This is a genomic window from Saliphagus infecundisoli (genome assembly GCF_020177375.1).
GTDB lineage: Archaea > Halobacteriota > Halobacteria > Halobacteriales > Natrialbaceae > Saliphagus > Saliphagus infecundisoli.
The window spans coordinates 1-25,322 of sequence record NZ_JAIWHV010000012.1; the positions used below are offsets into that span (position 1 = coordinate 1).

Consider the following 25,322-nt stretch of genomic DNA (forward strand, 5'->3'; position numbering starts at 1 on the left):
CTGACCCTTCAACACGCATCAGTAGCGACCGCTACTGCATCTTCTGATCCCGAAATCCCGTCTCTAACGCCGTGAACGTCTGAACGAGCGTCCTTACCTCGACGCAGTCTTGCGATTCAACAAGGCACCAGGTCTTCTTGTTCGTCCTCGTCGAGTTTCGGGGGCCGGCCGCCCCCGAAACTCGGCATCAGTTCTTCGAGCCCACCTTCATTCCAGGCTTCTGCCCAGCGATCACCGGTGGCCGCCGACCTGCCTTCCCGGTCGGCGGCCTCCGGAATCGAATCTCCCTGATAGAGGTTTTTCAGGAACCCGAGACGCCGAAGTCGGTGATCGTCTTCAGCCTCACGCAGCAATTCGTCGATCTCCTCTTCAGACAGGTGATGCTTGATCTCCTTTCGACGTGAGCGTTCCATGAACGACAGACGGCATTAACTCACAAAAGTTTTCGTACTCATTATGGGAGTCCTCGCTCAAATATGTGGCGTTAGCAGCGATTCCAAACTCAAGTTCAGGAAACAGCAGTGACGACACTGCGCGAGTCACCTGCGTTGCCTCAGTTGTCTCGACCATATCGAGACAACGGGGACAACGACAATCGTCACTTGGTCACTTCAGCAACTACTGTGAACGGGCGGGGTTCCGCTCGATTAAGGCTCACTCGCAGGGAACTCCCTCCGCGAGCTCGAGCAGCCCCTCGACGTCGAACGGTCCGCTGAGTTGGACCTGCAACCCGCCACACTCCCAGGTGAGAAGCGTCGGCCCGTCGAGTTCGAGGACCGTCGCGTTCACCGTGCCGACGTTCTCGCGGTCGGGTTCGGCGGGCATCAGCCCCTCCTCGGCGACGCTGTACCAGAGGAGGTCGGAGCCGACCGCGTACTCCTCGTGGACCGTGATCCGTCCCTCGTACTCGTCGGCTCTCACCGCGCGCAGTTCGTAGTCGTCGGGGAACTCGGCGTCGGGAAGGTCGAAGGCGACGTGATCGTCGGCCTCCGCGCGGTCGGCGAACTCCCACTGCTGGGGGTCGGGATCGACGACGTCCGCGTCGTCGGGCAGTTCGAACCGGTCGTCGTCGATCTGCTCTCCGAAGGAGACCTCCTCGAACGTGGACGTGACCTCGAGTTCGGTCCCGTCGGGGTCCTCGTAGATCTCGCGCTGTTTGAGGACGTAGCCGTACTCCTCGTCGATCCAGAGGCGCTGGTGCTGTAAGGCGATGTCGCGCTCCTCGATCGCTACGGGATAGACGAAGCGGGTGTCGCCAACGACGACGTCGATCCCCCGCTTGACGGACTCGTTGCGGACGTCGACGTCGACGACGTGGACGTCCCGGCCGGCGACGGTGTCGGTCCCGACGTAGGTGGACTCGAGGCCCTCGGTCACGTTCGCGGTCGTCGAGGGATCCCGGACGATCGCCTCGTCCGTATCGGCGTCGTAAGAGAGGATCGACGTCCCGTTGTCGACGACCACGTCCCCGTCGTACTCGCCCTCGGGGGAGCTGACGGTTTCGAGACGGTAGCGGTCGCCCGTCTCCCAGACCCGCTCGGTGGTCGTTTCGTTCCCGTTTCCGTCGGCGTACTCGACCGTCCGTTCGCCGACGACGGCTTCGGCGTCGTCACCCTCCATCGCGTCCGCGACCAACGCGTCCGCGTCGGGACTCGAATCGTTCGAGAGGGTCGTGGTACAGCCGGCGAGGGCAACGACGGCGAGGACGATGACGGCCGCGAGAGCGAGCCGCGTGGAGGCCATTGTCGTCGTGTTATCAGACGGGGATAAAGTGATTACTATCGACACGCGGGCAGGTACGCGGCCGTGGGTCGGGGAAGCGGGGCGGCCCCTCCCGGCGACCGTGATGTCAGAGGCACGTTCGGGGGGAGAGGGCGTCCGGGGATGTCCACCGACGGGCCGCAGTCGGGTCTTTCCTCCGGGTGAGTATCAATCGTCGAGGGCGTGTTCAGGGACAGAAAACGCCACGCCGCTTTTATCAGTTCGGCCGCCGGAACCGGTCGCAACTTCCCGACGCTCCCGGCTCATCGGGCATCGGGGAGCCACCGCGCAAGCAGGAGGCGGGACCAGACGCCGACGGCGGCCGCGAGCTGGATCCCCAGCCCGACGTTCGCGGTGAGAGCCGCGGGGAGACGGTGGCGGGCGAGGACGAGCGACGCGAGGACGACCACGGCAACGAGCCATCGGGAGATGGTTCCGTCGGTCCGGTCGCCGGCAGGGACGCGGAGTTCGGCCGCCGCTCCCACGGTGATCAACGCTCCGGCGGCGGCGAACGCGATCAGCCACGGCCGTATCGGCTCCAGGGTAACGATCCAGTACGGGACCGCGACCAGCAGAAGCCATCCCAGGAGGGCTTCGGCCCGCGTCGGCCGCCGGGTAGCGACCCGGGCGGCCACGGACTCGATCGCGCTCATAGCCGTCGTAACGTAGCTGGCGACAAAAAAGTTCACCCTCCTGACTGCTTCGAACCGGGCCCGTCAGTCGATCCCGTACAGCGAGTACGTGATGGCGAGAAGCCCCAGGAGCCGGGCGACGTTCTCCGCGAGGGCGATTTCGACCCTGTCTACGCCCGTGGTCGCGAGGGAGACGTTCAGGAGGAAGGGCACGAGCGTCAGCAGCCAGAGACCGACGGCCAGATACAGCATCGGTCGGCTGTCGTTGCGCCGGTAGCCCCGGTAGGCCTGGACGGCGATCACGGTCCCCAGAAGCGCGACGAGAAGGAGGCTTGCCACCGAGAGAAGTTCAACGAGCGGCGCCTGATCGAGCCGGACGACGTCGGTCACCGCAACCCCTCCCAGAGCCGGGTGAACCTGTCGGCGACGTCCTCCTCGCGGGTGACCTCGACTGCGAGGGCGCCCTCCTCCAAGGTGACCTCCAGGCGCTCGAGGCGGGCCTCGTAGACGCTGTAGTGGTTGCCGTCCGGTGCGATCTCGGTTCGGTCGCCGATCAGCCCACACTCCTCGAGCCGGTCGAGCCGGCGGTAGATCGTCGGGAGGGAGGCGTCACAGCGCTCGCTCAGTGTGCGTGCGGACATGGCTCGGTCGCTGGTCTCGGTGAGGATCGCTCTCGCGTACTCGTCGTCGAGGAGGGCGAACAGCTCCGACGGATCCTCACTCACGGATGTATTTTCGTCTCGTCGACACGAGCAAAAGTGATCCGGTTTGGCTCCCCGAACTCAACATTCATACTCCGGGATCGCCTACCGGAGACGAATGCGCCTCGACGACTATTTCGAGGACTTAGAGCCCGACGAGGAGGCAGAACGCCGCCGGCTCGCCCGGGAGAAGTCCTACGAGATCACCGACCACTTAGAGCGGTTCGAACGCGAGTTCGAGCGGGCGCTATCGGGAGACACCCTCGTCGGCTCGACCTCGCCTTCGATCTTCGTCGGGCGTTCGAACTACCCCGACATCCCGGTCGGCCTGCTCTCGCCGGTCGGCGAGGAAGCACGCGCCGAGGAGTACGTCACCGACAGCGGCTGGTACCAGGATGGATACGGCATCGACGACGTGCTCGGCCGCCGGACCGGCCTGCTGAACTCGAACAAGCGCGCGAACGTCGACTCGCCGGGGATCGCGAGCCGACTCGCCCCCTCGGTCCACGACGAGTGGGAGGGGTTCGTCGGCGTCCAGCGCGAGGTCGCCATCGCCGACCGGCCTGTGGACGTCGAGATCGGTCTCGACGGCAAACCCGACCTCGGACTCGACGCGGGGACCGACGTCGCCACGCCGCGAGGGCCGCGTGCGTCCGCCGAGTCGGCGGACCTGACCGAAAACCCCCACGTTCCCCGGCCGGTCAAGAAGACCCTAGAGGACGACGACTGGCAGGCCGAGGGCGCGATGACCTACCTCTATCGGCGCGGGTTCGACGTCTACGAGATCAACTCGATCCTCTCGGCCGGTGCCCTGGGCGAGGCCGCCCAGCGACGGCTGGTCCCCACGCGGTGGTCGATCACCGCCGTAGACGACACCGTCGGGAAGTTTCTCCGGGGGTCGATTCGCACCGAGCAGAGCATCGACACGGTCCAGGTCTGGGAGAACGAGTACATGGGCAACCGCTACTGGGTCGTGCTCTCCCCGGGGAGCTGGGAGTTCGAACTCGTCGAGATGAAAGCCCCGGGCAGCATCTGGAACCCCGATCCCGCCGGGGGCGTCTGGATGGCCAGTGCCTCGGAGGGCTACGAGGGCCGGACGGGCTACGTCGAGGAGACCGCAGGCGCGTACTACGCGGCGCGCCTCGGTGTGCTCGAGCACCTGGAGTCGATCGGCCGGCAGGCGAAGTGTCTCGTCCTCCGCGAGGTCAGCGACGACTACTGGGCGCCCGTCGGCGTCTGGCAGGTCAGAGAGAGCGTCCGGAACGCCTTCGAGGGCGAACACGGGGAAAGCGAGACGTTCCACGGCGCCGTCTCCGCGATCGCAGAGCACCTCCCCGTGTCGGCCGACCGCCTCCGTCGGAAGTCCGAGCTCGCCGCGGGAGTCCAGTCGAACCTCGCGGCGTTCGGGCGGGATTGACATCCTCCACACGATTAACGTCGTGGGATTCCCACCGCGTTGGGATATTAGGGTTCGCGCTCCGTGACCTGTTCTCGCGGGGCAAAAACGCCCTCGCCACGGTCGAACAGGCGGACCGCTGGCTGTGCCAACCAGCCGTTATCCCTATCCGGTGACGGACTCGGGAGTACTTTCTGACGGATGTTTTCTGCACCGTTCGAATCAGCGTTCGCAACCACCCCACAGTCGTCGCAGGCATACAGCCCCCGCTCGACGCGTTGGCTGCCGTCTTCCGTTCCGCAACACGAGCAGGTTTTCGACGTCCTCCGCTCGTCTTTGCGGACGACGTCAATACCACGATCTCTGCCCTTATACTCGAGCAACGTCCCGAAACGGTCGAACGCCCATCCGTGAAGATCGAGGTTGCCATGCTTGCCCCAGTTGCGCGACTCGCCGTTCTCGTCGTCGCGGATACCTCCAAGGTCGCCGATGACGACCGTTCCGACGCCTCGCTCGACACACTCTCCAATGATGTGTTTCGAGAGTGTGTGCAAGAAATGCGTCCGGCGGGCGGTCCGCTTCCGATCGAGGCGACGAGCTTTCCTTGAGCCAGGATCGTCCGTTTCTGCGCGCTTCTTGGCGAAGTAGTATTCGTCCTCTTTGAGCGCCCCGCCAGGGTACAGCAGGGATTCATCGCCGAACGACACGGCGGCAAAATTGCATATCCCGAGGTCAATCCCAGCAACTCTGTCGCCGGGCGATTCAGGAACGTCACTCTCGACGCGGCAAACGATATGCAATCGCCATTCGCCGTGTTCGTACACGGCTCGAACCTGTTGGACGTTCTCGATGGTCGTTCCAGGTGGGGCAATGGGGTCGTACTCGCAGAGCACGAAGTCGGACCATCCGTCTTTGAGGTTCTTTCCTTTCGAAAGGCGAAGGCGACCGTTCTCGGCGTCGTGCTTGAACCCCGCGGTCTTGAACGTGACAGTCGAGCGTGGGTGCTCGCCGTTGCGTTTGCGGTAGCCGGGCGGGTTTGCTTTCGTGTCCCCGTTTTCGCGCTTGCCGAACCAGCCGGTGAACGCTTCAGCGAGTTCTTGGAGAACTCGCTGACTGGACTGTGAATGAAGGTCCGCGTAGCGTTCGTGTCCCTTGAGGTACGACAGAAGCGCGTTAGCGCCGGGGATCTGGCCGCAAGCATCCCAGACACGGTGAGCAGTCCACCGCCCAACGTTCCAGAGCTTGCTGGCGGCAAACCCGAGCGAATCGAGGTCATCAGACACCTGCTGCTGGTTGCGAATGCAGGCGCGATAGGTGCGAGTGACGACCCCGTTCGCCATACGTGACCTATGTTACGGATTACACTTATAGGTGGTCTAAGCTGGGTGAAAGTGATAGTGGAATATCCGACCCGGCATTTGTCGAGGTGTATGAACTCGCGTACGGGATTCATCCCACGGCTAAAGGCCGTGGGCTTTCTCCCTGCCATAATTGTAAGACCGGGCGTCGGTCCGTCGATCGACTTATATCGACCTCCGTATGGCACTACCGCTGACTTGGTGGTTGCTATCACACGTCCCAGCGTATGTTCGATGCCTCGAACTGGAAACGGGGGGACCAGGAGACCGAACGGGTGGGCAAGGAGCCGGAACCAAGGACGATAGAGGAGATCAAGCTGACCGAGATCCGGGGACGTCCGGTCGCGAAGTTCGTCGCCGCCTTCCTCGTCGGCTTCGTCTTCTTTCTGGTGCCCGTCCCGTGGGAGGGGCAGGTCACGGTCCCGTTCGACATCGTCGTCAGCTGGGTCACTGACTCGTTCCCGACGGTCGCGGGGGTCTACGCGCTCGCGCTCATCGTCGCGGGCGGGATCCTGACGACCGTTGCCGAACTCCGCAAGCGGGGGGTCGTCGGGATCGACGACGGCCTCGCGGAGACGCTGACGCTTCCCTATTGGGAGACCTCGGCGGCGTTCTGGTTCTTCCGGGTCGCCGGCGCGGTCCTCGCACCGTTTCTCTTCTTCGAGGTCGGGCCGGCGTGGATGGTCGCCCCCGAGACCGGCGTGCTCGTCTGGGGGACGCTCATCCTGAGCGTCGCGGTCATCATCCCCATCGGCGCGATCTTCATCAACCTCTTCGTGGAGTTGGGTGGCCTCGAGTTCGTCGGGACGATGGCCCGGCCGATCATGCGCCCGCTGTTTCACGTCCCTGGCCGGGCGGCCTTGGACAGCGTTGCCTCCTGGGTCGGCTCCTACAGCGTCGGGCTCTACGTCACCCGAAACGTCTTCGATCGCGGCGAGTACTCGAAACGAGACGTCTACGTCATCAGCACCTGCTTCGCGACGGTTTCGATCGGGTTCGTCGGCGTCGTCGCTGCGACGGTCGATCTGCTCGAACTCTTTCCGATCATCTTCGTCTGTTACCTGATCTGTATCGCGATCACGGGGTTCGTCCTCGTCCGGGTTCCTCCGTTGAGCCGGGTGCCCGAGGAGTACGTCGCCGAACCTAACCCCGAAACTCCCTTCGAAGGGGCGCCCGCCGACTACCTCCGCTTCGGGCTCTCGGAGGCGGTCGCGAAGGCCGAGGAGGGCGGGACGATCGTCGGCGCCTCCGTCCGGGGGTTCATCGACGGGCTCAAACTCGCCGTGCTCATCCTCGGAACGATCCTCTCGATCGGGCTCGCCGCGGTCGTCATCGCCGAGTTCACGCCGATGTTCGAGATCATCGCCCAGCCGCTCGTGCCGGTGATCGAACTGCTGGGCATCCCCGACGCCGACGTCGTCGCGCCGGCGACGATCATCGGGATCACCGAGATGTTCATCCCCGCGCTGCTGGTCGCCGAGGCCGCGCCGATGGCCCGCTTTTTCATCGCCGTGCTCTCAATCTCTCAGCTGATCTTCTTCTCGGCGGTCGGCCCGATGATGATGGACATGTTCAGTGATATCCCGATCCGCTTTCGGGATCTGGTCGTCCTCTTCGTCCTGCGGACGATCATCCTCGTACCCGTCATCGCCCTCATGACCCACGTCGTGGCCGCCGCCGGCCTGCTGTAGGGAATCGTTCGGAACGGCTCGCCAAACGCGACCCGTTTCAGTACAGATACGAGACAAGCGCGGGAAGCAGCTTTCCCTCGGCCCGCCGGAGGTGGTCTTCGGCGGTCCGGCGACCGACCCCCAGCTCCGCCGCCAGCTCGGCGGTCGTCGTCTCCCGGGGGAGTTCGTAGTAGCCCCGGGAGACGGCGAGGGCGAGGACCTCCCGCTGGCGGGCGGTCAGTTCGGGGAGCACGCCCTCTACGGATACCAGCGGCGAGGAGGGAGTGGGGGCGTGGACCTCGCGTTTCGACCGGACGTCGATCGAGAGGCCGTCATCGACGAGGGCGGCGTAGAGGTCGGCGAGGCTCGCGGAGTCGAGCGCCAGCACCCGGCAGTGTTTCGCGCCGTCGGCGTACCGGAGCGGCGGAAGCAACAGGCAGCCGTGGGGCTGGAGATATCTCTCGATCGTGGGTTCTTGCTCGCGGAGGCAGGCGCTCGTGACGACGACGGCTTCGGTTCCCGTACGGATCTCGCCGTCGATCCCGACGTCGGTCCGGACCCGCTCGACGACGGCCCCGACCTCGCCGCGGACCGAGAGCAGGTCGGCGTGGTCGTTACACCAGAGGTCGATACGGCAGTCCGTGCCGTCGGTCGGCTCGGTGTAGGGGCTCGAGTCCGGAATCGAGAAGGTGGCCTCGTACACGCGGGGCGGTAGGCGCGCTCGTCGTATAAATAACCCTCCGAACGGAACCCCACTGGCCTTGGATCCGCGCGTGGTTTGCAATGGCATGGACGCCGAGAACGATCCGGAGACATTCCTCGGGAGCGGAGAGCCAAGCGAGCAGTGGAAGGAGTACCGGGGTGCGCCCACCGGGACCGACCTCGAATGTGAGGGGTGGCGCCAGGAGGCGGCCCTCCGCCTGCTGAACAACAACCTCGATCCGGAGGTCGCCGAGCGCCCGGAGGACCTAGTCGTCTACGGCGGCACGGGCCGAGCAGCCCGGTCGTGGGACGCCTACGACGCGATCCTCGCCGAACTGCGCGAACTCGGCGATCGGGAGACCCTGCTTGTGCAGTCGGGTAAACCCGTCGGCCGGTTCGAGACCCACGAGCGGGCGCCGCGGGTGCTGATCGCGAATTCCAATCTCGTCGGAAAGTGGGACAATTGGGAGCACTTCCACGAGCTCGAGGCGGAGGGAAAGATCATGTACGGCCAGATGACGGCGGGCTCGTGGGCCTACATCGGCACCCAGGGGATCATCCAGGGAACGTACGAGACGCTCGCGGAACTCGCCCGCCGGGAGTACGGGGATGAGGACGGCGAGGCGGATCTCGAGGGAAAGATCGTCGCGACCGGCGGCCTCGGCGGGATGGGCGGCGCCCAACCCCTCGCGGTGACGATGAACCGGGGGGTCTGTATCGCCGCCGAGGTGGACGAAGCACGGATCGATCGCCGGATCGAGACGGGCTACTGCGAGGAGAAGGTCGGTAACGTCGCGGAGGCGATCGACCGCGCCGAGGCGGCGGCCGAAGCAGGCGAGCCCTACAGCGTCGGCGTCCACTGTAACGCCGTCGATCTTCTGGAGGGGCTGCTCGAACGGGACGCCGTTCCGGACGTCGTCACCGACCAGACCAGCGCCCACGATGCTCTGGAGGGGTACTATCCGGTCGGCTACACGGTCGGGGAGGCAGACGCACTGCGCGAGCGCGATCCCGAGACGTACCGCGTGGAAAGCCTCGATACGATGGAGCGCCACGTCGAGGCGATCCTCGACCTACAGGAACGGGGCGCGATCGCCTTCGAGTACGGCAACAACATCCGGGGACAGGTCAGAGACGAACGCGGGATGGACCGCGCGTTCGATTTCCCGGGATTCGTCCCCGCTTACATCCGCCCGCAGTTCTGCCGGGGCAAGGGCCCCTTCCGCTGGCTCGCGCTGTCGGGCGACCCCGCGGACATCCACCGGACCGACGAGGCGGTCCTCGAACTGTTCCCCGGGAAGGACCACCTCCGGCGCTGGATCGAACTCGCCCGCGAGCGGGTCCGGTTCCAGGGGCTGCCCTCGCGGGTCTGCTGGCTCGGATATCAGGCGGGAGATAATGAGGAGAGTCTGACCGAGCGCGCCCGCTTCGCGCTGCGGATCAACGACCTCGTCGCCGACGGCGAGATTTCGGCGCCGATCGTCGTCACGAGAGACCACCTCGACGCGGGGTCGGTCGCGAGTCCGAACCGCGAGACCGAGGCGATGCGGGACGGGACGGACGCGGTCGCCGACTGGCCGATCCTGAACGCCCTGCTGAACTGTGCGGCGGGCGCCGACATCGTGAGCGTCCACGACGGCGGCGGCGTCGGCATCGGGAACGCGATCCACGCGAACAACCACGTCGTCCTCGACGGTACCGACCTCGCCGCCGAGAAAGCCAGACGAGTGTTCACGACCGACCCCGGCATGGGCGTGATTCGTCATGCCGACGCCGGCTACGAGGAAGCCATCGAGGAGGCGGCGGAATCGGACGTTGCGATCCCGATGGAAGAACGGGGATCGAGATGAGCTACCGGGAACCCGCCTTCGAATGGACGGCTCCCTCGTCGGATCCGAACGACCGTCAGTTCGGGGACGTCGTCGAATCCATTGAATTCGCCGACGCCGACGACTACGACGCCGTCATCGTCGGCGAACCGTTCGACGACGCCGTCATCGGCCGGACGGGAGCCGCGGAGGGACCGACGGCGATCCGCGAACGGCTGGCGGCGACGAAGACCCATCACTTCGACGCCGACCCCGTCGGGTCGATCGGCGACCTCGGAGATCTCGGCTTCGCGGGTGACGCCGGCGACCCCCTCCCGGAGACCGTCGCCGAGAAGCAAGACCACCTCCAGCGGTTCGCCACACGGGAGATCCACGCCTCCGACGCGCTCCCCGTGTTCCTGGGAGGAGACAACTCTCTGACGTATCCGAACGCCGCTCCGTTACTGGATCGAGGCAGCCTCGGCGTCGTGAACTTCGACGCCCACCTCGACGTCAGGGAGGTCCGGGACGGCCCGACAAGCGGGACCCCGTATCGACAACTGTTCGAGGCCGGACTCGACGCCTACGCCTGCATCGGCGCCAGACACTTCGAGACGTCGAGCGCGTACGCCGACTACGTGGACGAGCGGGGCGGCGAGGTGGTGACCGCCGAGGAGGTCGGCGAGGATCCAGTTGTCGCGGCCGAACTCGCGATGGACGCGATGGGCGATCTCGACGCCCTGTACGTCAGCGTGGATCTCGACGTGCTCGACGAGTCGGCCGCGCCGGGCGTGAGTGCCCCGACCCCTGGGGGGCTTTCGACCCGAGAACTATATCGGGCGGTGCGGCTGATGGCAAGCGACGACCGGCTCGCGGGGTTCGAGATCGTCGAGTGTGCGCCGCCGCTCGACCGGGGCGGTCGGACCGTAGACGCTGCCGCACGGGCCGTCGCCCACGGACTGGCGGGCTACCTGGAGGTCGAACGATGAGCACGAACGCGAACTATACGATCGTCCACGGGATCGGCGAACTGGTGACCGGACCGGCCGACCGCGGGGGAGAAAGAGGTCCGGAGCCGCCCGACGAGCCCGTCCTCGTCCGCGAGGAGGGCGCGGCGGTCGTCGCCAGCGGCGGCAAGGTGGTCGCGACGGGTCCGTCCGACGAACTCGTCCGGGAGTACCCCCCGGAGAACGCGGCGACGGCGATCTACGCCGAGGGGAACCCCGTCCTGCCGGGATTCGTCGATCCCCACACCCACGCGGTCTTCGCCGGCGACCGCTCCGACGAGTTCGAGGCCAAACTCCGCGGGAAGAGCTATCAGGAGATCCTCGCGGAGGGCGGCGGCATCCTCCGGACCGTCCGGGCGGTTCGGGAGGCCGAGGAGGACGACCTCGTCGCCTCCCTCCGGGAGCACCTGGACGTCATGCTCGCCCACGGGACGACCACGGTGGAGGTCAAATCGGGGTACGGGCTCGAAAGCGAGACCGAACTCGAGCTCTTGTCGGCGATCGAGCGGGCGGGCGCCGGCCACCCCGTGGACGTCGTCCCGACGTTCATGGGCGCCCACGCGGTTCCCGAGGGAAGCGAGGCAGACGCCTACGTCGAGCGGGTCGTCGAGGACCAGCTTCCCGCCGTCGAGAAGCAGGGGATCGCCGAGTTCTGTGACGTCTTCTGCGAGGAGGGCGCCTTCTCGGTCGAACAGTCCCGACGCGTCCTCGAGGCCGGGATCGATCACGGGCTGACGCCGAAGATCCACGCCGACGAGTTCGCGACCATCGGCGGGACGGACCTCGCTGCGGATCTCGGGGCCGCGAGCGCCGATCACCTGCTCCAGTCCGAGAGCAGCGACGTCGAGCGGTTGCTCTCGGCGGGCGTGACCCCGGTCGTCCTTCCGGGGACCGCCTTCGGACTCGGGGGCGAATATCCCGACCTCGAACCCTACCGCCGCCGGGGGACGGTCCCCGCCGTCGGGACGGACTTCAACCCGAACTGTTACGCCCGGAGCATGGGCTTTTCGGCCACCCTCGCCTGTGTTGGGATGGGGATGACGCCCGCGGAGGCGGTGGTCGGGATCACGTCGCGGGCTGCAGGAGCGATCGACCGTCCGGAGCGGGGAATCATCGAGCCGGGCGCGCCCGCCGACCTGGTGGTCCTCGGGGCGCCTTCCTACCGCCACCTCGCCTACGACTACGACGGCAACGCCGTCGATCGGGTCCTGAAGGGCGGGAAACTCGTTGTCGGTGGCGGATGACGTGGCGGCGCCCGCTCGCCCTACTCGCAGGGGGCGACGGCGACCGTCACATCGCCGTCGTAGCGCACGGAGACCTCACAGCCGTCGTGTTCGAACTCGACACGCCCGCGGCGCCGACCCCGGCGGGTCGGGTCGAACAGTTCGTCGAGGGAATCGGGATCGACGCTGTGGTGGAGCGGCGAGACCTCCCCGACGGTGGAGCCAGTGACACATGCAACCGCGGTGACGACGACCCCGGTCGGCGTCTCGTCGTCGGCGACCGTCCGGCTGACGGCGTCTCCGATCTCCATGGCTGCGGTGTATTTCGTTATTCTGTAAAAACGCTCCGGTCGGGACAAACGAATCCGGTTCGACGGCGCAGTCGTTGTAATTTTCTCACCGTGGAGGGAGAATCAAGCTACGGCCGCTCCTCGTCCGGATCGGCCCGGTCTCCCTCGAGGGTGCCACGGGGCCTTCGGCGTTCCTGCCGGAGGAGCCGCTCGTTCCGGACCTCGAGGCCCACCTCGTGGAGACGGCGAGCCGTCTCCGTGATGTCGGCGACGCCCTCGGCGACCGCGGTCACCTCGACGTCGCCGCCGCCGGTCGCGAACTCCCGGACGGAGACGACGCCGTCCGCCTCGAGGGCGTCGCCGGCGAGCGACCCGCGGTCGGCGATCGGCGCGTCACAGGTGAAGACGACGGTCAGGGGGTAGCCGGCCGACTCGTGGTCGATCACCGGCAGATACTCCCGGATGACGCCCGCCTCCTCCATGCGCTCGATCCGGTTGCGGACGGTGCCGTCGGAGACCGGGAGCCGGCGCGCGATATCGACCGGCGTGGTGTGTCTGGCGTCCTCGGCCAGCAGGCGGAGGATCGCCCTGTCGGTCTCGTCGAGTTCCGACTCGGACATCTCTCGAAAGGTGACAGTCCCGCCCGTAAGGGTGTTGTGGCACGTCCTGCTCTCGAACCCGTCTACGCTCGAGTCGCCACCTCGAGGAGGTCCGAGACGAGGTCGTCGCCGTCGTAGCGGACGGTCGACGACCGGGAGTCGTACTCGATGAGCCCGGCGTCGGCAAGCGCCGGGAGGTCGGCGTGGCGAATCGAGATCGCGGCCTCCGACGTGGCCGTGCCCGTCTCCTCGCTGACGATGGCGGCCAGTTCCCCGACGGTGACGACCGGTCGGTCCTCTACGTATCGGAGGAGGACGCGTCGGCGGTGCTCCGAGAGGAGTTCGAAGAGGCGATCGTGGCGCGACCGCTGGCCGACCGTTCGTTTCTCCAGTCGGCCGCTGTAACCATCGTCAGACATGTGCCTACCCGGGTACATCACGGGGCTACATATTGATTGTGGTCGGTAATTCCCGAACGCTGTACGGCGCGGCGAACGTCCCCTCGACCCTCGCGCTCGTCCTCCCCCGAACGGGCCGTCCGACGGGACCACGACCCGGCGGGGGTTCCGGCATCGATACCGCGGACCCCATCACAACGGAACCGGGAGCCAGTCGAGGTGTCGGAGGATCGGAGCGGGATCGAACAGCGGGTCGTGGAGGACGAGCCAGTCGAGCAGGACGAGGCCGGCCCCGTGGGCGATCACGGAGGGGAGAATCGAGTTCGAGCGGTAGTCGACGGCGCCGAAGAGGACGTCCGTCGGCCCCGAAAGCAAGAACTCGAGCAGCGGCTTCTCCCAGTGGTGGAACATGTAGAGGACGGGGCTGATGAACACCGCGACGAACCCGATCTCCCTGATTCCGACACAGAGCAACCCTCGATAGTACGTTTCCGAGGCCAGCGCGAGAAAGAACAGGCCGAGCGCGTGGGGGACGAACTCGACGGGAGCCGTCGAGGTCTCCCAGATCGGGTAGTAGGTCCGGATGGTCGGCAGCGTCGAGCCCACGAGGTAAAAGGGGAGGACGAAAAGCGAGAGCAAGAGGGCGTTCCGGACCGCCAGGCGGTCGATCCGCCAGCCGATCCGCTTTCCGTGGGTGAGCGCGAGCGCCAGCGGCCCGCCGAACAGGAGGAGGCCGTCGTAGAGCAGGCGGTTGGTCAGCCCCGATTCGACGACGTTCATCCAGACGACGGTACAGGCCGCGCCGACGAGCAGCGACCGCTGGACCCACGTCAGTCCGGCGAGGCGGTCCCGGAGACCCGATCCGGCGGCGGTCTCGTCGGTCGCCACGGCGTCGCTACTCCTCTGTGGTCTCGACGGGGCCGGTCCCGACGACCTCCCGGACGTAGCCCTCGAACTCCTGGCTGCGCTCGAAGTAGGTCTCGTCGATCTCGCGAATCACCGTCGAGAGCTCGCGGGGACCGTCGGGGGTTCGGATGACGCTTTCGCCCTCGAGCCGGTCGACCTCGCTCGCCTCCTTGGGCCAGGTCAGCCGGGAGGTCACTCGGGCAAGCGGGGCGCCCTCGACGGCCGGCCCCTCGCCGAGTTCGACGGTCGGCTCGGTCTCCTCGTCTTCCTCGTCGCTCATGGCCGGGCGTTGGCCGGGCCGTCGATTCAACCTTTCGTTTCCCTACCCGGCGGCAGCCCCCACCGCGGCTCGGATCGCCGCCTCGCCCAGTTCGATCGCCCGCTCGGGTGGCCAGTGGAGGACGACGGCGGCGACGGCGAGCTCGAGGGCCGTCACGACAACGGTCACGACTCCCGCTCCCCTGGTTCCGACCGAGACACCTATCGGAAGGCCGAACTCCCGGTCCCAGAGCGGGTAGAAGAGGGCGATACCGCGTTTGCTTCCCGCGGCATCGAGCACGTAGTGGGTGAAGATCCCGATCCAGACGAACTCGAGGTTGCCGAAGACGACGGGAAAGGCGAGAAAGCCGACGAGCACCGGCAGGTTGTGGAGGGTCTTGCGATGACGGCCGAAGGCGGTGTCGACGTCGGGAAAGAGCGCGCCGAGGACGACCGGGACCCCGACCTCGAGGACCGTCACGTAGGTCTCGACCGAGCCGGCGGGCTCGACGAGGAATCCGAGGCCGACCGAGAGCAGGGCCGCGTTCAGGACGTGGCCGCGCTTGTTCATGGCTCGAGTGCCGCCTCGCCCGTGGCCAACGCCTCTCCCCAGCCCGGCCCCCGCCGGACGTCGGGGAAGGGGAGCGGTTCGTCGGGTTTCGAGTCGCCCTCCGGCTCCCCGATCGGGCGATAGAGCCACCGGACGTCCCGCCAGGCGCCCTGCGTGTAGCCCACCCGCGGGAACGTCCCGACGGGCTCGAACCCCATCCGCTCGTGAAAGGCGACGCTCTCGGGGTTTGGAACCACGAGCGCGGCGTAGGCGCTCCGATACCCCTGCCGGTCGAGTAGCTCCAGGAGGGCGGTGTAGAGCCCGGTCGCGACCCCCGACCGGCGTGCCTCGCCCGCGACGTACACCGTGAGTTCGACGGTCCAGCGGTAGGCGTCCATCGACCGCAGCGGTCCCGCCTTCGCGTAGCCGACGACCTCGCCGCCGCGTTCACAGACCAGCCACGGGTAGGCAACGAGGGTGGATTTGATCCGGTCGACGATCTCCTCCTCGCCCGGCGCACGCTCCTCGAAGGAGATCGGCGTCTCCTCGACGAACGGTGCGTAGATCGCCGCGATCGCCGCCGCGTCCCCCGGTGTGGCGGCCCGGATCCGCCCCCCGCCCTCGCTGTTCATGCGGGGAGGCGGCAGGCGACCCCCAAAAGTCCTCCGTCGTTACCGCGCGTCGACCTCCGCCAGGAGGAGTTCGAGCGCCCGGTCGACGGTCTTCGCGCGCACCTCCGCCCGGTCGCCGTCGAACTCGATGCGCTCGACTGTCGCGTAGGAACTCTCGCTGCCCCACGGGCCCGCGTAGGCGACCGCGACGAAGACGGTGCCGACGGGGGTCTCCTCACTGCCGCCGGTCGGGCCCGCGACCCCCGTCGTCGCGACCCCCCAGGTGACGTCGGTCGTGTCCCGGACCCCGCGGGCCATCTCGCGGGCGACGGGTTCGGAGACCGCGCCGTGTTCGTCCAGGTGCTCGCGGCTCACCCCGAGGTGGCGGCGCTTGGAATCGTAGGCGTAGGTCGTAAGCCCCGTATCGAAGTAGTCGGTCGCGCCCGGGATCGCCGTCAGGGCCGCGCCGATCAGCCCGCCCGTACACGATTCGGCGACCGCGACCGTCTCCTCTCGGTCGCGGAGCGCGTCGGCGACCGCCATCGGGAGCTCGCGGTCGATGTCGTCGTTCATGGGCGAGCAGAGGCGACGAAGGATCCTGAAAGGCGGGGTTGCGTTGGCCGCTTCCGGCGGCCGACCCCACCGCTCGGGCGAAACGTCTTTGCGCTCGCCCCGTATACCTGCGGGTATGCCGACTGGCCTCCTCCCGGACGACCCGGTGATCCTCGTCGTCGTCCTCGTCTTGCTCGCGCTCGTGTTCTTCCTCTACTTGCTGCTTCGCCGGACCGTCCTCGAGTTCCGCGACGGAATGCGCGGGAAGTAATCAGGCGAGCGCGCCCGACACACCCTCGACCGCCCGCTCGACGTCTTCGCGGTCGACGTCGCGATGGGTACAGAACCGGACGGTCCCCGGGCCGAAGGGGGTCGCACGGACCCCGCGGTCCTCGAGCCGGTCCAGAACGTCGTCGGGCTCGAGGCCGGTCCCCGAGACGTCGGCGAGCACGATGTTGGTCTCGGGCTCCTGAACCGACAGCCCCTCGACGTCCGCGATCCCCTCCGCGAGCGCGCGGGCGTTCTCGTGGTCGGTCGCGAGGTCGGAGACGTTCTCCAGGGCACGGAGCCCCGGACCGGCGACGACGCCGACCTGGCGCATCCCGCCGCCGAACAGCTTCCGGGTCCGGCGGGCCTCCTCGACGAACGCCTCGCTTCCGGCGAGCATCGACCCGATCGGCGCACCCAGCCCCTTCGAGAGACAGAACATCACCGAGTCGACGTGGTCGGTGATCTCCGTGACGGACACGTCGAGCGCCGTCGCGGCGTTGAACACCCGCGCGCCGTCGAGGTGGACCGGCACCCCCAGGTCGCGGGCGGCCGCGGCGGCCGCCCCGATCCTCTCGGGGTCGATCGCGACCCCGCCCTTGCTGTTGTGGGTGTTCTCGAGGCTCAGGAGGCCGGTCCCGGGCCGGTGGACGTCCTCCGCGACGTACGCCTCGCGGACCTGCTCTCCGGTCGGCACGCCGCGGGAGCCCCCGTCTACGGGGCGCAACTGGAGGCCGGAGTGCTGGGCGAACCCGCCGAGTTCCCACTTGTAGACGTGGCTCTCGCGTTCGACGACGGCCTCCTGGCCGCGGTCGGTGTGGACCCGGGCGGCGACCTGGTTGCCCATCGTCCCCGTCGGAACGAAGAGGGCCGCCTCCTTGCCGACCGCCTCGGCGGCACGATCCTCGAGTTCGTTGACCGTCGGGTCCTCGCCGTAGACGTCGTCGCCGACCGCGGCGCCGGCGGCCGCCTCGCGCATCTCGTCGTCCGGTTTCGTGACGGTGTCCGACCGCAGGTCGATCATGGACGCGGTAGCGCGGGGAGGCGCAAATAGTCGGCGGTCACGGCACCCGGATGGGGCGAGAACGGGGACGCCGGAGTCCGAACCGGTTCCAAAAGGAGTATGACGGCCTCGGGCGATGGACGACCATGGACCCGCGCATCCGCGAGCACGCCCGGATCATCGCGAACCACTCCGTTTCCCTCCAGGAGGGCGACGACGTGGTCGTCGACGCCCATCCCGTCGCCGAGGACCTCGTCGTCGCCCTCCACGAGGAGATCGGCGAGGTCGGCGCGAACCCGATCAGGACGAGCCAGCGCACGGGCAAGCGCGCCCACCGGGCGTTCCTCCGTGCGTCCGACGGGGAGTTCGAGACCCCCGACCACGAACTCGCGCTCATCGAGGAGACGGACGTCTACATCGCCATCCGGGCGACCGACAACGTCACCCAGACCAGCGACGTCTCCCCTGAGACGAGTTCGGCCCACCGCCAGGCCCACGGCCCGATCCTCGACGAACGGCTCTCGACGCGGTGGTGTCTCACCCAGTTTCCCGCGCCCGCCAACGCCCAGCTCGCCGAGATGAGCACCGAGGGCTACGAGAACTTCGTCTGGGACGCGGTTAACAAGGAATGGGACGACCAGCGGGAGTTCCAGGCGAACATGGTCGAAATCCTCGACCCCGCCGACGAGATCCGGATCGTGAGCGGCGAACACACGGACGTCACGATGAGCCTCGCGGACAACCCCACGATCAACGACCACGGCGAGCACAACCTGCCCGGCGGCGAGGTCTTCACCGCGCCGGTCCCCGACAGCGTCGAGGGCGAGGTCCTGTTCGACATGCCGCTGTACCACCAGGGCCGAGAGATCACGGACGTCTCCCTCGAATTCGAAGCGGGCGAGGTCGTCGCCCACTCGGCGGCGAAAAACGAGGAGCTGCTGACCGAAGTCCTGAATACCGACGACGGCGCCCGGCGGCTGGGCGAACTCGGGATCGGGATGAACCGCGACATCGACCGCTTTACCTACAATATGCTGTTCGACGAGAAGATGGGCGACACCGTCCATATGGCGGTCGGCCGGGCGTACGAGGACACCGTCGGCGAGGGTAACGAGCGAAACGACTCGGCGGTCCACGTCGACATGATCGTCGACATGAGTGAGGACTCGCGGATCGAGGTCGACGGCGAGGTCGTCCAGGAGGACGGCACCTTCGTCTTCGAGAACTGAGCGAGCCCCTTTTGCTCCAGCTTTTGCGAGCGAGTGCTGCGGGCGCGAGCGAGACAAAAGGTGGGCGTAGGTCGTCCAGGAGGACGGCACCTTCGTCTTCGAGGACTGAGCGATCGATTCCGGCGCTGCGGCGGCGTCCACTGCCGGTTGTCGAAGCGATCGGCGGAGCTTAGACGGTCGAGTTCGTACGGCAGGTATGACCGTCCTGGTCGCGTACGACGGCTCGGCACCCGCACGGAAGGCCGTGGAGTACGCGTTCGACGAGTACGACGACGACATCGTCCTGTTGCGCGTCGTGGAGGTCGCCGACAGTTTCACGAGCATGAGCCTCCAGGCCGTCCAGGAGGTGCTCGGCCGGCGGCGCGCGGACGCCTCCGAGGAGCTCCGCGAGGAGGTCACGGACCGGATCGACGCCGACGCGGAGTACGAGATCGACGTCGTCAGCGGCGAGCCGGCCCGCGAGATCGTCGCCTACGCCGAGGACCACGACGTCGATCGGATCGTCGTCGGGAGCCACGGCCGGGAGGGCGTCTCCCGGGTTCTGCTCGGCAGCGTCGCCGAGGGGGTCGTTCGTCGGGCCCCCGTCACGGTGATCGTCGTCCGCTGACTCACTGTTGGTTATCCCGCAGTCTACGACCTACGCCTCGGCGGTGACTACCCTCCGCGGCGAACCGGCGGGCGCTCTCTCGGCCGTTGACCCGATCCGCCCGTGACGACCGCCGCGTCGTCCGTAAGCATCGGTGACATTGCCCGGTACCCTACCACGCCGTCGCCGTACACGTTGTTCGTCGGTCGGACCGATTGTCGGCGGAGTCGACGGAACGATATCACCGTCGGCCCCAGAAGGGAATTACCCCGGGAGAGCGATCAACGAGCGGGTATATCGGAGAGAGGGGAGAATCAGGTCACTTATCACTGTGGCTCCGATTTCAGCCTCCAATGGTCGATGAGCGACGTGTCGGTCCACAGGACGGGGCCTCGGAGTCCCGACCGGGACCGACCAGACGACGGCTCCTCGCGACGGCGGGGGCAACGGCAGTTCTTGCCGGCTGTACCGACGCGATATCGGACGACGACGAGGGCGCGAACGTCGCCGACCCGGAGACGCTCGAGGACAACTCGAGCGACGAGGCCACCGGCGAGTCGACGGAGACCGACAACGAGACCGACGAAACGGAAACCGAAACCGAGGCGAGAACCAACAACGAAACCGAACCACCCGAAACCACGGAGGGGACCGACAACGAAACCGTGGAGGAAACGGATAACGAGACGGGCACGGAGACCGAAAACGAAACCGAGACCGAGGAAGAGACGGAAACCGACAACGGGACCGAGACCGACGCGACCGAGACCACTGAGGAGACCGAAGAGGGAACGGAGACGGACGAAGAGACGGAGACGGACGAGGGAACCGAGACCGAAGAAGAGACCGAAACCACTGAGGAGACCGAAGAGGGAACGGAGACGGACGAGGAAACCGAAACCGAAGAGGAGACCGAAACCGAGGAGCAGTCGGGGAACCCGCCGCTGAGCGAGGTCATCGACCACCCCTCGACGCGCAACTCCGATCACTCGCCGGTGATCGGCCCGTACCCGACCGAGACCGACGCGGCGATCGTGATGTTCGACGATCCGGGCTGTCCGGCGTGTGCCGACTTCGAGGCGGAGGTCATGCCCGACCTGCGCGAGCATACCGATGCCGGCGAGCTCTCGATCGTCTGGCGCGGATTGGGCGTCATCTCGGAGTGGTCGGAGGCGGCTCTGGCGATCCAGTGGGCGACCTACGACCGCGATCCCGACGCCTTCTGGGACCTCCGGGAGCACGTCTTCGAGAACCGAGAGTCGATCGACAGCGACGAGGGTGCCATCGAGGAATCCGTGGCCTTTCTCGAGGAGAACACCGACCTCGATACCGACGCGATCCGGGAGGACGCCGAGTCCGGCGCCTACGAGCAGCGCATGGCCTACGACGAGGACGCGGCCGGGCGCTCGAACGTCGATGCCACCCCTTACTTCCATCTCTTCCGGGGAGGCGAACACCGCACCGAGATCCGGGGCTACCAGGAGTACCAGGTCTTCGCGAACACCCTCGAGCTGTAACCACGACTGGAAGTCAGCCGAACGGGACCGACAAGATTGATGGGACCCGAGACCGATCACCCAGTATGGACGTGAGACGCGATGTTCGGTAACCGCCTGCTTCCGCGGGGCCGCGAGGACGTCCGACTCGTCGGGCGGACCGTCGGCGCGGTCCTCTCGGGACCCGCCTACGCCGCCCTCGCGCTCGTCGCCGCTGTCGTCTCGCTTTTGGGAATCGTCGTCGCACAGAACATGTCGCTTTTCACCGACGTGGTCGTCTTCGGACCGCTCCCGATCGAGGCCCGCCTCGAGATCCTCTACTACATGCTCCCGTTCGTCAGCGGCGGAACCGATCCCGTCACCGGCACCGGGATGGTCGTGACGAGCCTCCTCGTCGGGGTCAACGTCGCCATGCTGGCCTACCACCTGAGTACCCAGGGACTCTCGGTCGTCCACGGGAGCGGCAGCATCGCCGGCATCATCCTGGGGACGATGGGCGCGGGCTGTGCGGCCTGTGGCGCGGCGATCGCGAGCGCCGTCCTCGGACTGTTCGGCGCCGCCGGGCTCATGACGGTGCTCCCTTTCGGCGGCCTCGAGTTCCTGCTCGCGGCGATCGTTTTCGTCCCGCTCTCGACGTTCTGGCTCGTCCAGGGGATCCAGTACGGCGACGCCTGTCCCGTCGATCTCTCCTGACCGGCCCACGCGACGTTCGACCGTCCGAACCGACCCTCAACGGGAGTCGGTCACGAGCGTGACCGTCGCCAACTCTTAAGTCGCCCGCGTCGGAATCCGAGCCATGGACCTCCGGGGGACCCTCCTCGGCGACCACCGGCCCCGCGTTCGGGCCACTGTCCTCGCAATCGCGCTCCCCGTCGTCGCCTCTGCCGCGTTCCTGCTCGAGTACGATGCCGTCCTCGGGGTTTCCCTTCTCTATCCCGCCGTCGGGGTCGCCCTCTACACGGGGTGGATCCGTGCCGGAGCCCTCACGGGGGCGGGGGCCGTCTTTCTCGTGATCCTGTGGCGGTTCGTCGTCCCGCCGCTCGTCGGCTACTGGCGGTGGTCGATGGATACCCGATACACGCCGCCCCGACTGCTGGCGTACAAGCTCACTCCCCGCGGCGAGCTCATACAAGGACTGACGCACGGCCCGATCTATGCGCTAGCCGGCACGATCGTCCTCGGCGGGGCGGGGTATCTCGTCGGATCCGTCGGGCGACGACTCCGGCAGCCAACGGCGGATGCGAACTCCTGACGGCTCGAGAACGGGTCTCCGGAAGGGGCTACGAGAGCCGTTCGACGGTGTCGACGATCTCGTCGGCGAACTCGCTGGTCGAGACCTTCTCGACGCCCTCGAGCTGTCGTTCGAGGTCGTAGGTGACCTTTCCGCCGGAGATGGTCTCCTCGACGGCGTCACGGACGAGGTCGGCGGCGTCGGTCCAGCCGAGGTACTCGAGCATCATCCGGCCCGAGAGGATCATCGCGGTCGGGTTGGCCATGTCCTGGCCCGCGCGCTTGGGCGCCGAGCCGTGGACGGGTTCGGCCAGCAGGCGGCCGTCGCCGAAGTTCGCGCCGGGCGCGATGCCTAAGCCGCCGATCTGTGCGCCCGCGGCGTCGGAGATGTAGTCGCCGTTCAGGTTCGGCATCGCGAGGACGTCGAACTCGTCGGTGCGAAGCTGGATCCACTGCAACATTGCGTCGGCGAGGCGTTCCTCGACCATGACGGCGTCCTCGGGGATGTCGACTTCGTCCTCGGTCTCCCACAGCGAGTCCGGCGCCGCGAAGACCTCCTCGTCGGGGTACTCCTCCTCGGCGACTTCCATGCCCCAGGTGCCGAACTGGCCTTCGGTGAACTTCATGATGTTGCCCTTGTGGACGAGCGTGACCTTCTCGCGGTCGTGCTCCAAGGCGTAGTCGATGGCCTTCCGAACGAGCCGTTTCGAGCCCGTCTCGGAGATGGGCTTGAGGCCGATCCCGATGGGGCCGTCGTGCATCGTCTCGTCGAAGCCCATCTCCTCCTCGACGAACTCCCGGACCTGCTCGACTTCCTCCGTTCCCTGCTCCCACTCGATGCCGGCGTAGACGTCCTCGGTGTTCTCCCGGAAGGTGACCATGTCCATCTCCTCGGGGGCCTTCATCGGCGAGGGGACGCCCTGGAGGTAGAACGTCGGGCGGACGTTCGCGTAGAAGTCGAGCGTCTGGCGGAGCGCGACGTTCAGCGAGCGAAAGCCCGAGCCGACGGGCGTCGTCAGCGGGCCCTTGATCGCGACGCGGTGTTCGTCGATGGCGCGGACGGTGTCCTCGGGAAGGTTCTCGTCGTAGCGTTCGCGGGCGCTCTCGCCGGCGTAGAGTCGCATCCAGGCGATCGACCGGCCGGTCGCGTCGGCGGCGGCCTCCAGAACCCGCTGGGCCGCGGGCGCGACGTCTTGCCCGATCCCGTCGCCGTGGATGATCGGGACGATCGGGTTCTCGGGGACGTCGATCTCGTCGTCGCTACCCTCGGCGAGCGTAATCGGTTCCCCGTTCTCCGGAACGTCGACCTTCTCGTACTCGTGGCTCATCTTGGTATACAGTTCTCGCAGACTCGCCTAAAAGGCCTCCCATTTCGTCGCCGGCGTCGCCTGCGGAGAACGGATCCCGGAAACTCCTACTCGAGGTAGCCCAGATCGCTCAGCCGGTCCTCGACGTCGGCCTCGGAGCTACCCTCCCCGTCGGCGCCCGAATAGGAGGGGTAGGACTGGCTTCCCGCGTCGTCCACGCAGGGGATGACCTCCCCGTCCATCCGGTCGCTGTAGGGAACCCCCAGCGCGGCCATGATCGTCGGCGCGACGTCGTAGAGGTGGGCCCGGTCGACGTCGGCGTCGGTATCGATCCCCTCGCCGGTCGCGACGAAGACGCCGTCCAACTTGTGGTTCCAGGGCTCGGTCGCCGAGCTAAAGAGGTCCTCGCGCAGCTCCGCCGAGAGGAAGTACTGGAAGTCGTTCGGCACCGTGAGAATATCGACCGCGTCCTCGGTGAAGGGGCCGTCGTAATACTCCTCGCGGGGGACGACCTCGCCGAAGACCGGTTCGCCGTTGGGGCCGGTGACCCCCGAGAGGTCCGAGATGAGTTTCTCGCGAACGGCGTCGTACTTCTCGGGGGGGACGACGCCCTCGGGATCCCGACCTTGTAAGTTGATCCGGACGCCGAGTTCGGTCCGCGAACGCATGTACGCCGTCGAGGCCGCGAAGTCGACCTGCTCGTTTCCGGTCCGGACGACCCCGCTCGGGACGTGTCTGGCCGCGACGTCGGCGAGACCGACGGCCTCGAGGAGGTTGCCGACCTTGTTGGTCGTGACCCCCGCCTTCGCGGCGATGCTCGCGAGACGTTCGACCGTTCCGGGCTCCCACTCGGTCTTGTCCTCGCCCTCCCGGAGGTCGTCTCTCAGGACGTTCCAGGTCGGCATCCCCTTGCCGCCTTTCTTGGTCTCGATGTAGCCCTTCCGCTGGAGGTAGGTGTTGACCCGGAACTCGCCGCTCTCCATCGGGCCCATCCCGTGGTCGCTGGCGACGAACACCCGGTCGGGATCGCAGTCCTCCAGCACTTCGCCGATCCGTTCGTCGGTCGCCCGGTAGACCTCCCGGACGGCGTCCCAGTCGCCCTCGAACTCGTGGAAGACGGTGTCAGGCTTTTGAAACTGGAGGAAGCCGAAATCCGGGTCGAACCGGTCGGCGAGGTAGCGAAAGGCGTCGGCGCGCATCCCGACCAGATGTCTGTACTCTTCGAGTTTCTCCTCGTCGGAGATCGTGTCGTCGCCGCGGGTGTAGTTGGGGTAGACGTAGTACTCGCCGATCGCTTCGCGGACGTCCGAAAGCAGCCCCTCGGGATGGCAATCGGGGTTTTCGGGGCCGATGAAGCCGGGGACGATCGCGCCGTCGAACTCGTCGGGCGGGTGGGTAACCGGGACGTTGACGACGACGCTCGAGCGGTCGTGGTCGTCGAGCAGGGTCCAGAGGCGGTGTTCGCGGACGTCGCGTGCAGAGACGACGTGGAAGTCGTAGCCGTCGAAACCGGTAAAGGTGTAGACGCCGTGTTTGCCGGGGTTGACGCCCGTGTACATCGAGGGCCAGGCGCTGGGCGTCCAGGGCGGGATCTGGGACTCGAGGGGGATCGAGAGTCCCTCCGAGCAAAGCGCCTCGAGGTTGGGAAGGTCGCCGTCCGCAAACAGCCGCTCGAACACCGGTAGACACCCCGAATCGATCCCGATGAGAAGGGTGTCGACCCCGGCAGAGTCGCTCATATGTCACACCCAAGGACCCCCATGGGGGAAAACGATACCGGTT

General features: G+C 67.0%; 28 protein-coding genes and 1 pseudogene. 11 read left to right on the forward strand and 18 right to left on the reverse strand.

The genetic code is table 11. The annotated features are described in order from the left end of the window. Positions 1–125: 125 nt before the first annotated feature. The 5 genes and pseudogenes from LCF40_RS13865 to LCF40_RS13885 form a co-directional block, all read right to left on the reverse strand. Positions 126–413 (reverse strand): annotated as a pseudogene (locus LCF40_RS13865) (helix-turn-helix domain-containing protein); the annotation flags it as partial. Between the two features lie 241 nt (positions 414–654). After that, entirely contained in the window at positions 655–1,743 is a 1,089-nt protein-coding gene (locus LCF40_RS13870) for a LolA family protein (RefSeq protein ID WP_224828882.1), read from the reverse strand. 281 nt (positions 1,744–2,024) lie between these two features. After that, positions 2,025–2,414 carry a hypothetical protein gene (locus LCF40_RS13875; protein ID WP_224828883.1) on the reverse strand — a complete coding sequence of 130 codons (390 nt, stop codon included), beginning with the start codon at positions 2,412–2,414 and terminating at the stop codon, positions 2,025–2,027. 63 nt (positions 2,415–2,477) lie between these two features. Further along, positions 2,478–2,783, reverse strand: coding sequence for a DUF7521 family protein (locus LCF40_RS13880; RefSeq protein WP_114577784.1), 306 nt, complete (start codon positions 2,781–2,783; stop codon positions 2,478–2,480). Continuing rightward, the gene (locus tag LCF40_RS13885) at positions 2,780–3,118 is read right to left on the reverse strand and encodes an ArsR/SmtB family transcription factor (RefSeq protein WP_224828884.1); all 339 of its coding nucleotides are present in this window, start codon (positions 3,116–3,118) and stop codon (positions 2,780–2,782) included. Before LCF40_RS13885 ends, LCF40_RS13880 begins: the two co-directional genes overlap by 4 nt. A gap of 94 nt (positions 3,119–3,212) precedes the next feature. Between LCF40_RS13885 and nreA the strand changes: the two genes are divergently transcribed. Continuing rightward, on the forward strand, positions 3,213–4,511 hold the full coding sequence (gene nreA, locus LCF40_RS13890) for a DNA repair protein NreA (protein ID WP_224828885.1): 1,299 nt from the start codon (positions 3,213–3,215) through the stop codon (positions 4,509–4,511). Positions 4,512–4,558: 47 nt separating this feature from the next. Here nreA and LCF40_RS13895 read toward each other — a convergent pair whose 3' ends face one another. Next, positions 4,559–5,830, reverse strand: a complete 1,272-nt coding sequence (locus LCF40_RS13895) for an RNA-guided endonuclease InsQ/TnpB family protein (protein ID WP_224828886.1) — start codon at positions 5,828–5,830, stop codon at positions 4,559–4,561. Between the two features lie 245 nt (positions 5,831–6,075). Here LCF40_RS13895 and LCF40_RS13900 point away from each other — a divergent pair, with 245 nt between their 5' ends. After that, complete coding sequence (locus tag LCF40_RS13900; RefSeq protein ID WP_224828887.1) at positions 6,076–7,539, forward strand: YjiH family protein; 1,464 nt, start codon at positions 6,076–6,078, stop codon at positions 7,537–7,539. Between the two features lie 37 nt (positions 7,540–7,576). Here LCF40_RS13900 and LCF40_RS13905 read toward each other — a convergent pair whose 3' ends face one another. Further along, positions 7,577–8,221 (reverse strand): helix-turn-helix domain-containing protein, encoded by a 645-nt coding sequence (locus tag LCF40_RS13905; RefSeq protein ID WP_114577786.1) that lies wholly within the window; start codon positions 8,219–8,221, stop codon positions 7,577–7,579. 85 nt (positions 8,222–8,306) lie between these two features. On the opposite strand from LCF40_RS13905, the gene hutU reads away from it, so the two are divergent. The 3 genes from hutU to hutI are packed head-to-tail and all read left to right on the forward strand — an operon-like array spanning position 8,307 to position 12,279. Continuing rightward, positions 8,307–10,070: a urocanate hydratase gene (gene hutU / locus LCF40_RS13910; protein ID WP_224828888.1), complete on the forward strand. Its 1,764-nt coding sequence runs from the start codon at positions 8,307–8,309 to the stop codon at positions 10,068–10,070. After that, the gene (gene hutG / locus LCF40_RS13915; RefSeq protein ID WP_224828889.1) at positions 10,067–11,017 is read left to right on the forward strand and encodes a formimidoylglutamase; all 951 of its coding nucleotides are present in this window, start codon (positions 10,067–10,069) and stop codon (positions 11,015–11,017) included. The genes hutU and hutG overlap by 4 nt, the downstream gene beginning before the upstream one ends. Further along, entirely contained in the window at positions 11,014–12,279 is a 1,266-nt protein-coding gene (gene hutI, locus LCF40_RS13920) for an imidazolonepropionase (RefSeq protein WP_224828890.1), read from the forward strand. The genes hutG and hutI overlap by 4 nt, the downstream gene beginning before the upstream one ends. A gap of 20 nt (positions 12,280–12,299) precedes the next feature. Here the strand turns inward: hutI and LCF40_RS13925 are convergent, their stop codons facing one another. The 8 genes from LCF40_RS13925 to LCF40_RS13960 all read right to left on the reverse strand — a co-directional run bounded on the left by LCF40_RS13925 (position 12,300) and on the right by LCF40_RS13960 (position 16,443). Then, on the reverse strand, positions 12,300–12,569 hold the full coding sequence (locus LCF40_RS13925; protein ID WP_224828891.1) for a HalOD1 output domain-containing protein: 270 nt from the start codon (positions 12,567–12,569) through the stop codon (positions 12,300–12,302). A 107-nt stretch (positions 12,570–12,676) separates the two neighbouring features. Then, a complete protein-coding gene (locus LCF40_RS13930) occupies positions 12,677–13,168 on the reverse strand; it encodes an Lrp/AsnC family transcriptional regulator (protein ID WP_114577791.1) in 492 nt (163 codons plus the stop codon). Positions 13,169–13,230: 62 nt separating this feature from the next. After that, positions 13,231–13,566 (reverse strand): DUF7344 domain-containing protein, encoded by a 336-nt coding sequence (locus LCF40_RS13935; RefSeq protein ID WP_224828892.1) that lies wholly within the window; start codon positions 13,564–13,566, stop codon positions 13,231–13,233. Between the two features lie 171 nt (positions 13,567–13,737). Continuing rightward, a complete protein-coding gene (locus tag LCF40_RS13940; RefSeq protein WP_224828893.1) occupies positions 13,738–14,433 on the reverse strand; it encodes a CPBP family glutamic-type intramembrane protease in 696 nt (231 codons plus the stop codon). A 7-nt stretch (positions 14,434–14,440) separates the two neighbouring features. Continuing rightward, a complete protein-coding gene (locus tag LCF40_RS13945) occupies positions 14,441–14,731 on the reverse strand; it encodes a DUF5789 family protein (RefSeq protein ID WP_114577793.1) in 291 nt (96 codons plus the stop codon). A 42-nt stretch (positions 14,732–14,773) separates the two neighbouring features. After that, the gene (locus LCF40_RS13950; protein ID WP_224828894.1) at positions 14,774–15,280 is read right to left on the reverse strand and encodes a metal-dependent hydrolase; all 507 of its coding nucleotides are present in this window, start codon (positions 15,278–15,280) and stop codon (positions 14,774–14,776) included. Next, positions 15,277–15,891 carry a GNAT family N-acetyltransferase gene (locus tag LCF40_RS13955; RefSeq protein ID WP_114577795.1) on the reverse strand — a complete coding sequence of 205 codons (615 nt, stop codon included), beginning with the start codon at positions 15,889–15,891 and terminating at the stop codon, positions 15,277–15,279. Before LCF40_RS13955 ends, LCF40_RS13950 begins: the two co-directional genes overlap by 4 nt. 39 nt (positions 15,892–15,930) lie before the next feature. Continuing rightward, positions 15,931–16,443, reverse strand: coding sequence for a CinA family protein (locus LCF40_RS13960; RefSeq protein ID WP_114577796.1), 513 nt, complete (start codon positions 16,441–16,443; stop codon positions 15,931–15,933). A 115-nt stretch (positions 16,444–16,558) separates the two neighbouring features. On the opposite strand from LCF40_RS13960, the gene LCF40_RS23250 reads away from it, so the two are divergent. After that, positions 16,559–16,693, forward strand: coding sequence for a DUF7859 family protein (locus tag LCF40_RS23250; RefSeq protein ID WP_255565247.1), 135 nt, complete (start codon positions 16,559–16,561; stop codon positions 16,691–16,693). Here the strand turns inward: LCF40_RS23250 and LCF40_RS13965 are convergent, their stop codons facing one another. After that, complete coding sequence (locus LCF40_RS13965) at positions 16,694–17,713, reverse strand: threonine aldolase family protein (protein WP_224828895.1); 1,020 nt, start codon at positions 17,711–17,713, stop codon at positions 16,694–16,696. Positions 17,714–17,838: 125 nt separating this feature from the next. Here LCF40_RS13965 and LCF40_RS13970 point away from each other — a divergent pair, with 125 nt between their 5' ends. The 5 genes from LCF40_RS13970 to LCF40_RS13990 all read left to right on the forward strand — a co-directional run bounded on the left by LCF40_RS13970 (position 17,839) and on the right by LCF40_RS13990 (position 22,255). After that, positions 17,839–18,921 (forward strand): aminopeptidase, encoded by a 1,083-nt coding sequence (locus LCF40_RS13970; RefSeq protein WP_114577798.1) that lies wholly within the window; start codon positions 17,839–17,841, stop codon positions 18,919–18,921. A 196-nt stretch (positions 18,922–19,117) separates the two neighbouring features. Continuing rightward, entirely contained in the window at positions 19,118–19,528 is a 411-nt protein-coding gene (locus LCF40_RS13975; protein ID WP_224828896.1) for a universal stress protein, read from the forward strand. Between the two features lie 332 nt (positions 19,529–19,860). Next, positions 19,861–21,024 carry a DsbA family protein gene (locus tag LCF40_RS13980; RefSeq protein ID WP_224828897.1) on the forward strand — a complete coding sequence of 388 codons (1,164 nt, stop codon included), beginning with the start codon at positions 19,861–19,863 and terminating at the stop codon, positions 21,022–21,024. 81 nt (positions 21,025–21,105) lie between these two features. After that, entirely contained in the window at positions 21,106–21,696 is a 591-nt protein-coding gene (locus LCF40_RS13985) for a hypothetical protein (RefSeq protein ID WP_114577801.1), read from the forward strand. A gap of 103 nt (positions 21,697–21,799) precedes the next feature. Continuing rightward, positions 21,800–22,255 (forward strand): hypothetical protein, encoded by a 456-nt coding sequence (locus LCF40_RS13990; RefSeq protein WP_224828898.1) that lies wholly within the window; start codon positions 21,800–21,802, stop codon positions 22,253–22,255. A gap of 28 nt (positions 22,256–22,283) precedes the next feature. On the opposite strand, the gene icd is transcribed toward LCF40_RS13990, so the two are convergent. Further along, a complete protein-coding gene (gene icd / locus LCF40_RS13995) occupies positions 22,284–23,561 on the reverse strand; it encodes an isocitrate dehydrogenase (NADP(+)) (protein WP_224828899.1) in 1,278 nt (425 codons plus the stop codon). An 86-nt stretch (positions 23,562–23,647) separates the two neighbouring features. Beyond that, the gene (locus tag LCF40_RS14000) at positions 23,648–25,279 is read right to left on the reverse strand and encodes an alkaline phosphatase family protein (RefSeq protein ID WP_224828900.1); all 1,632 of its coding nucleotides are present in this window, start codon (positions 25,277–25,279) and stop codon (positions 23,648–23,650) included. Between the last annotated feature and the right edge of the window lie 43 nt (positions 25,280–25,322).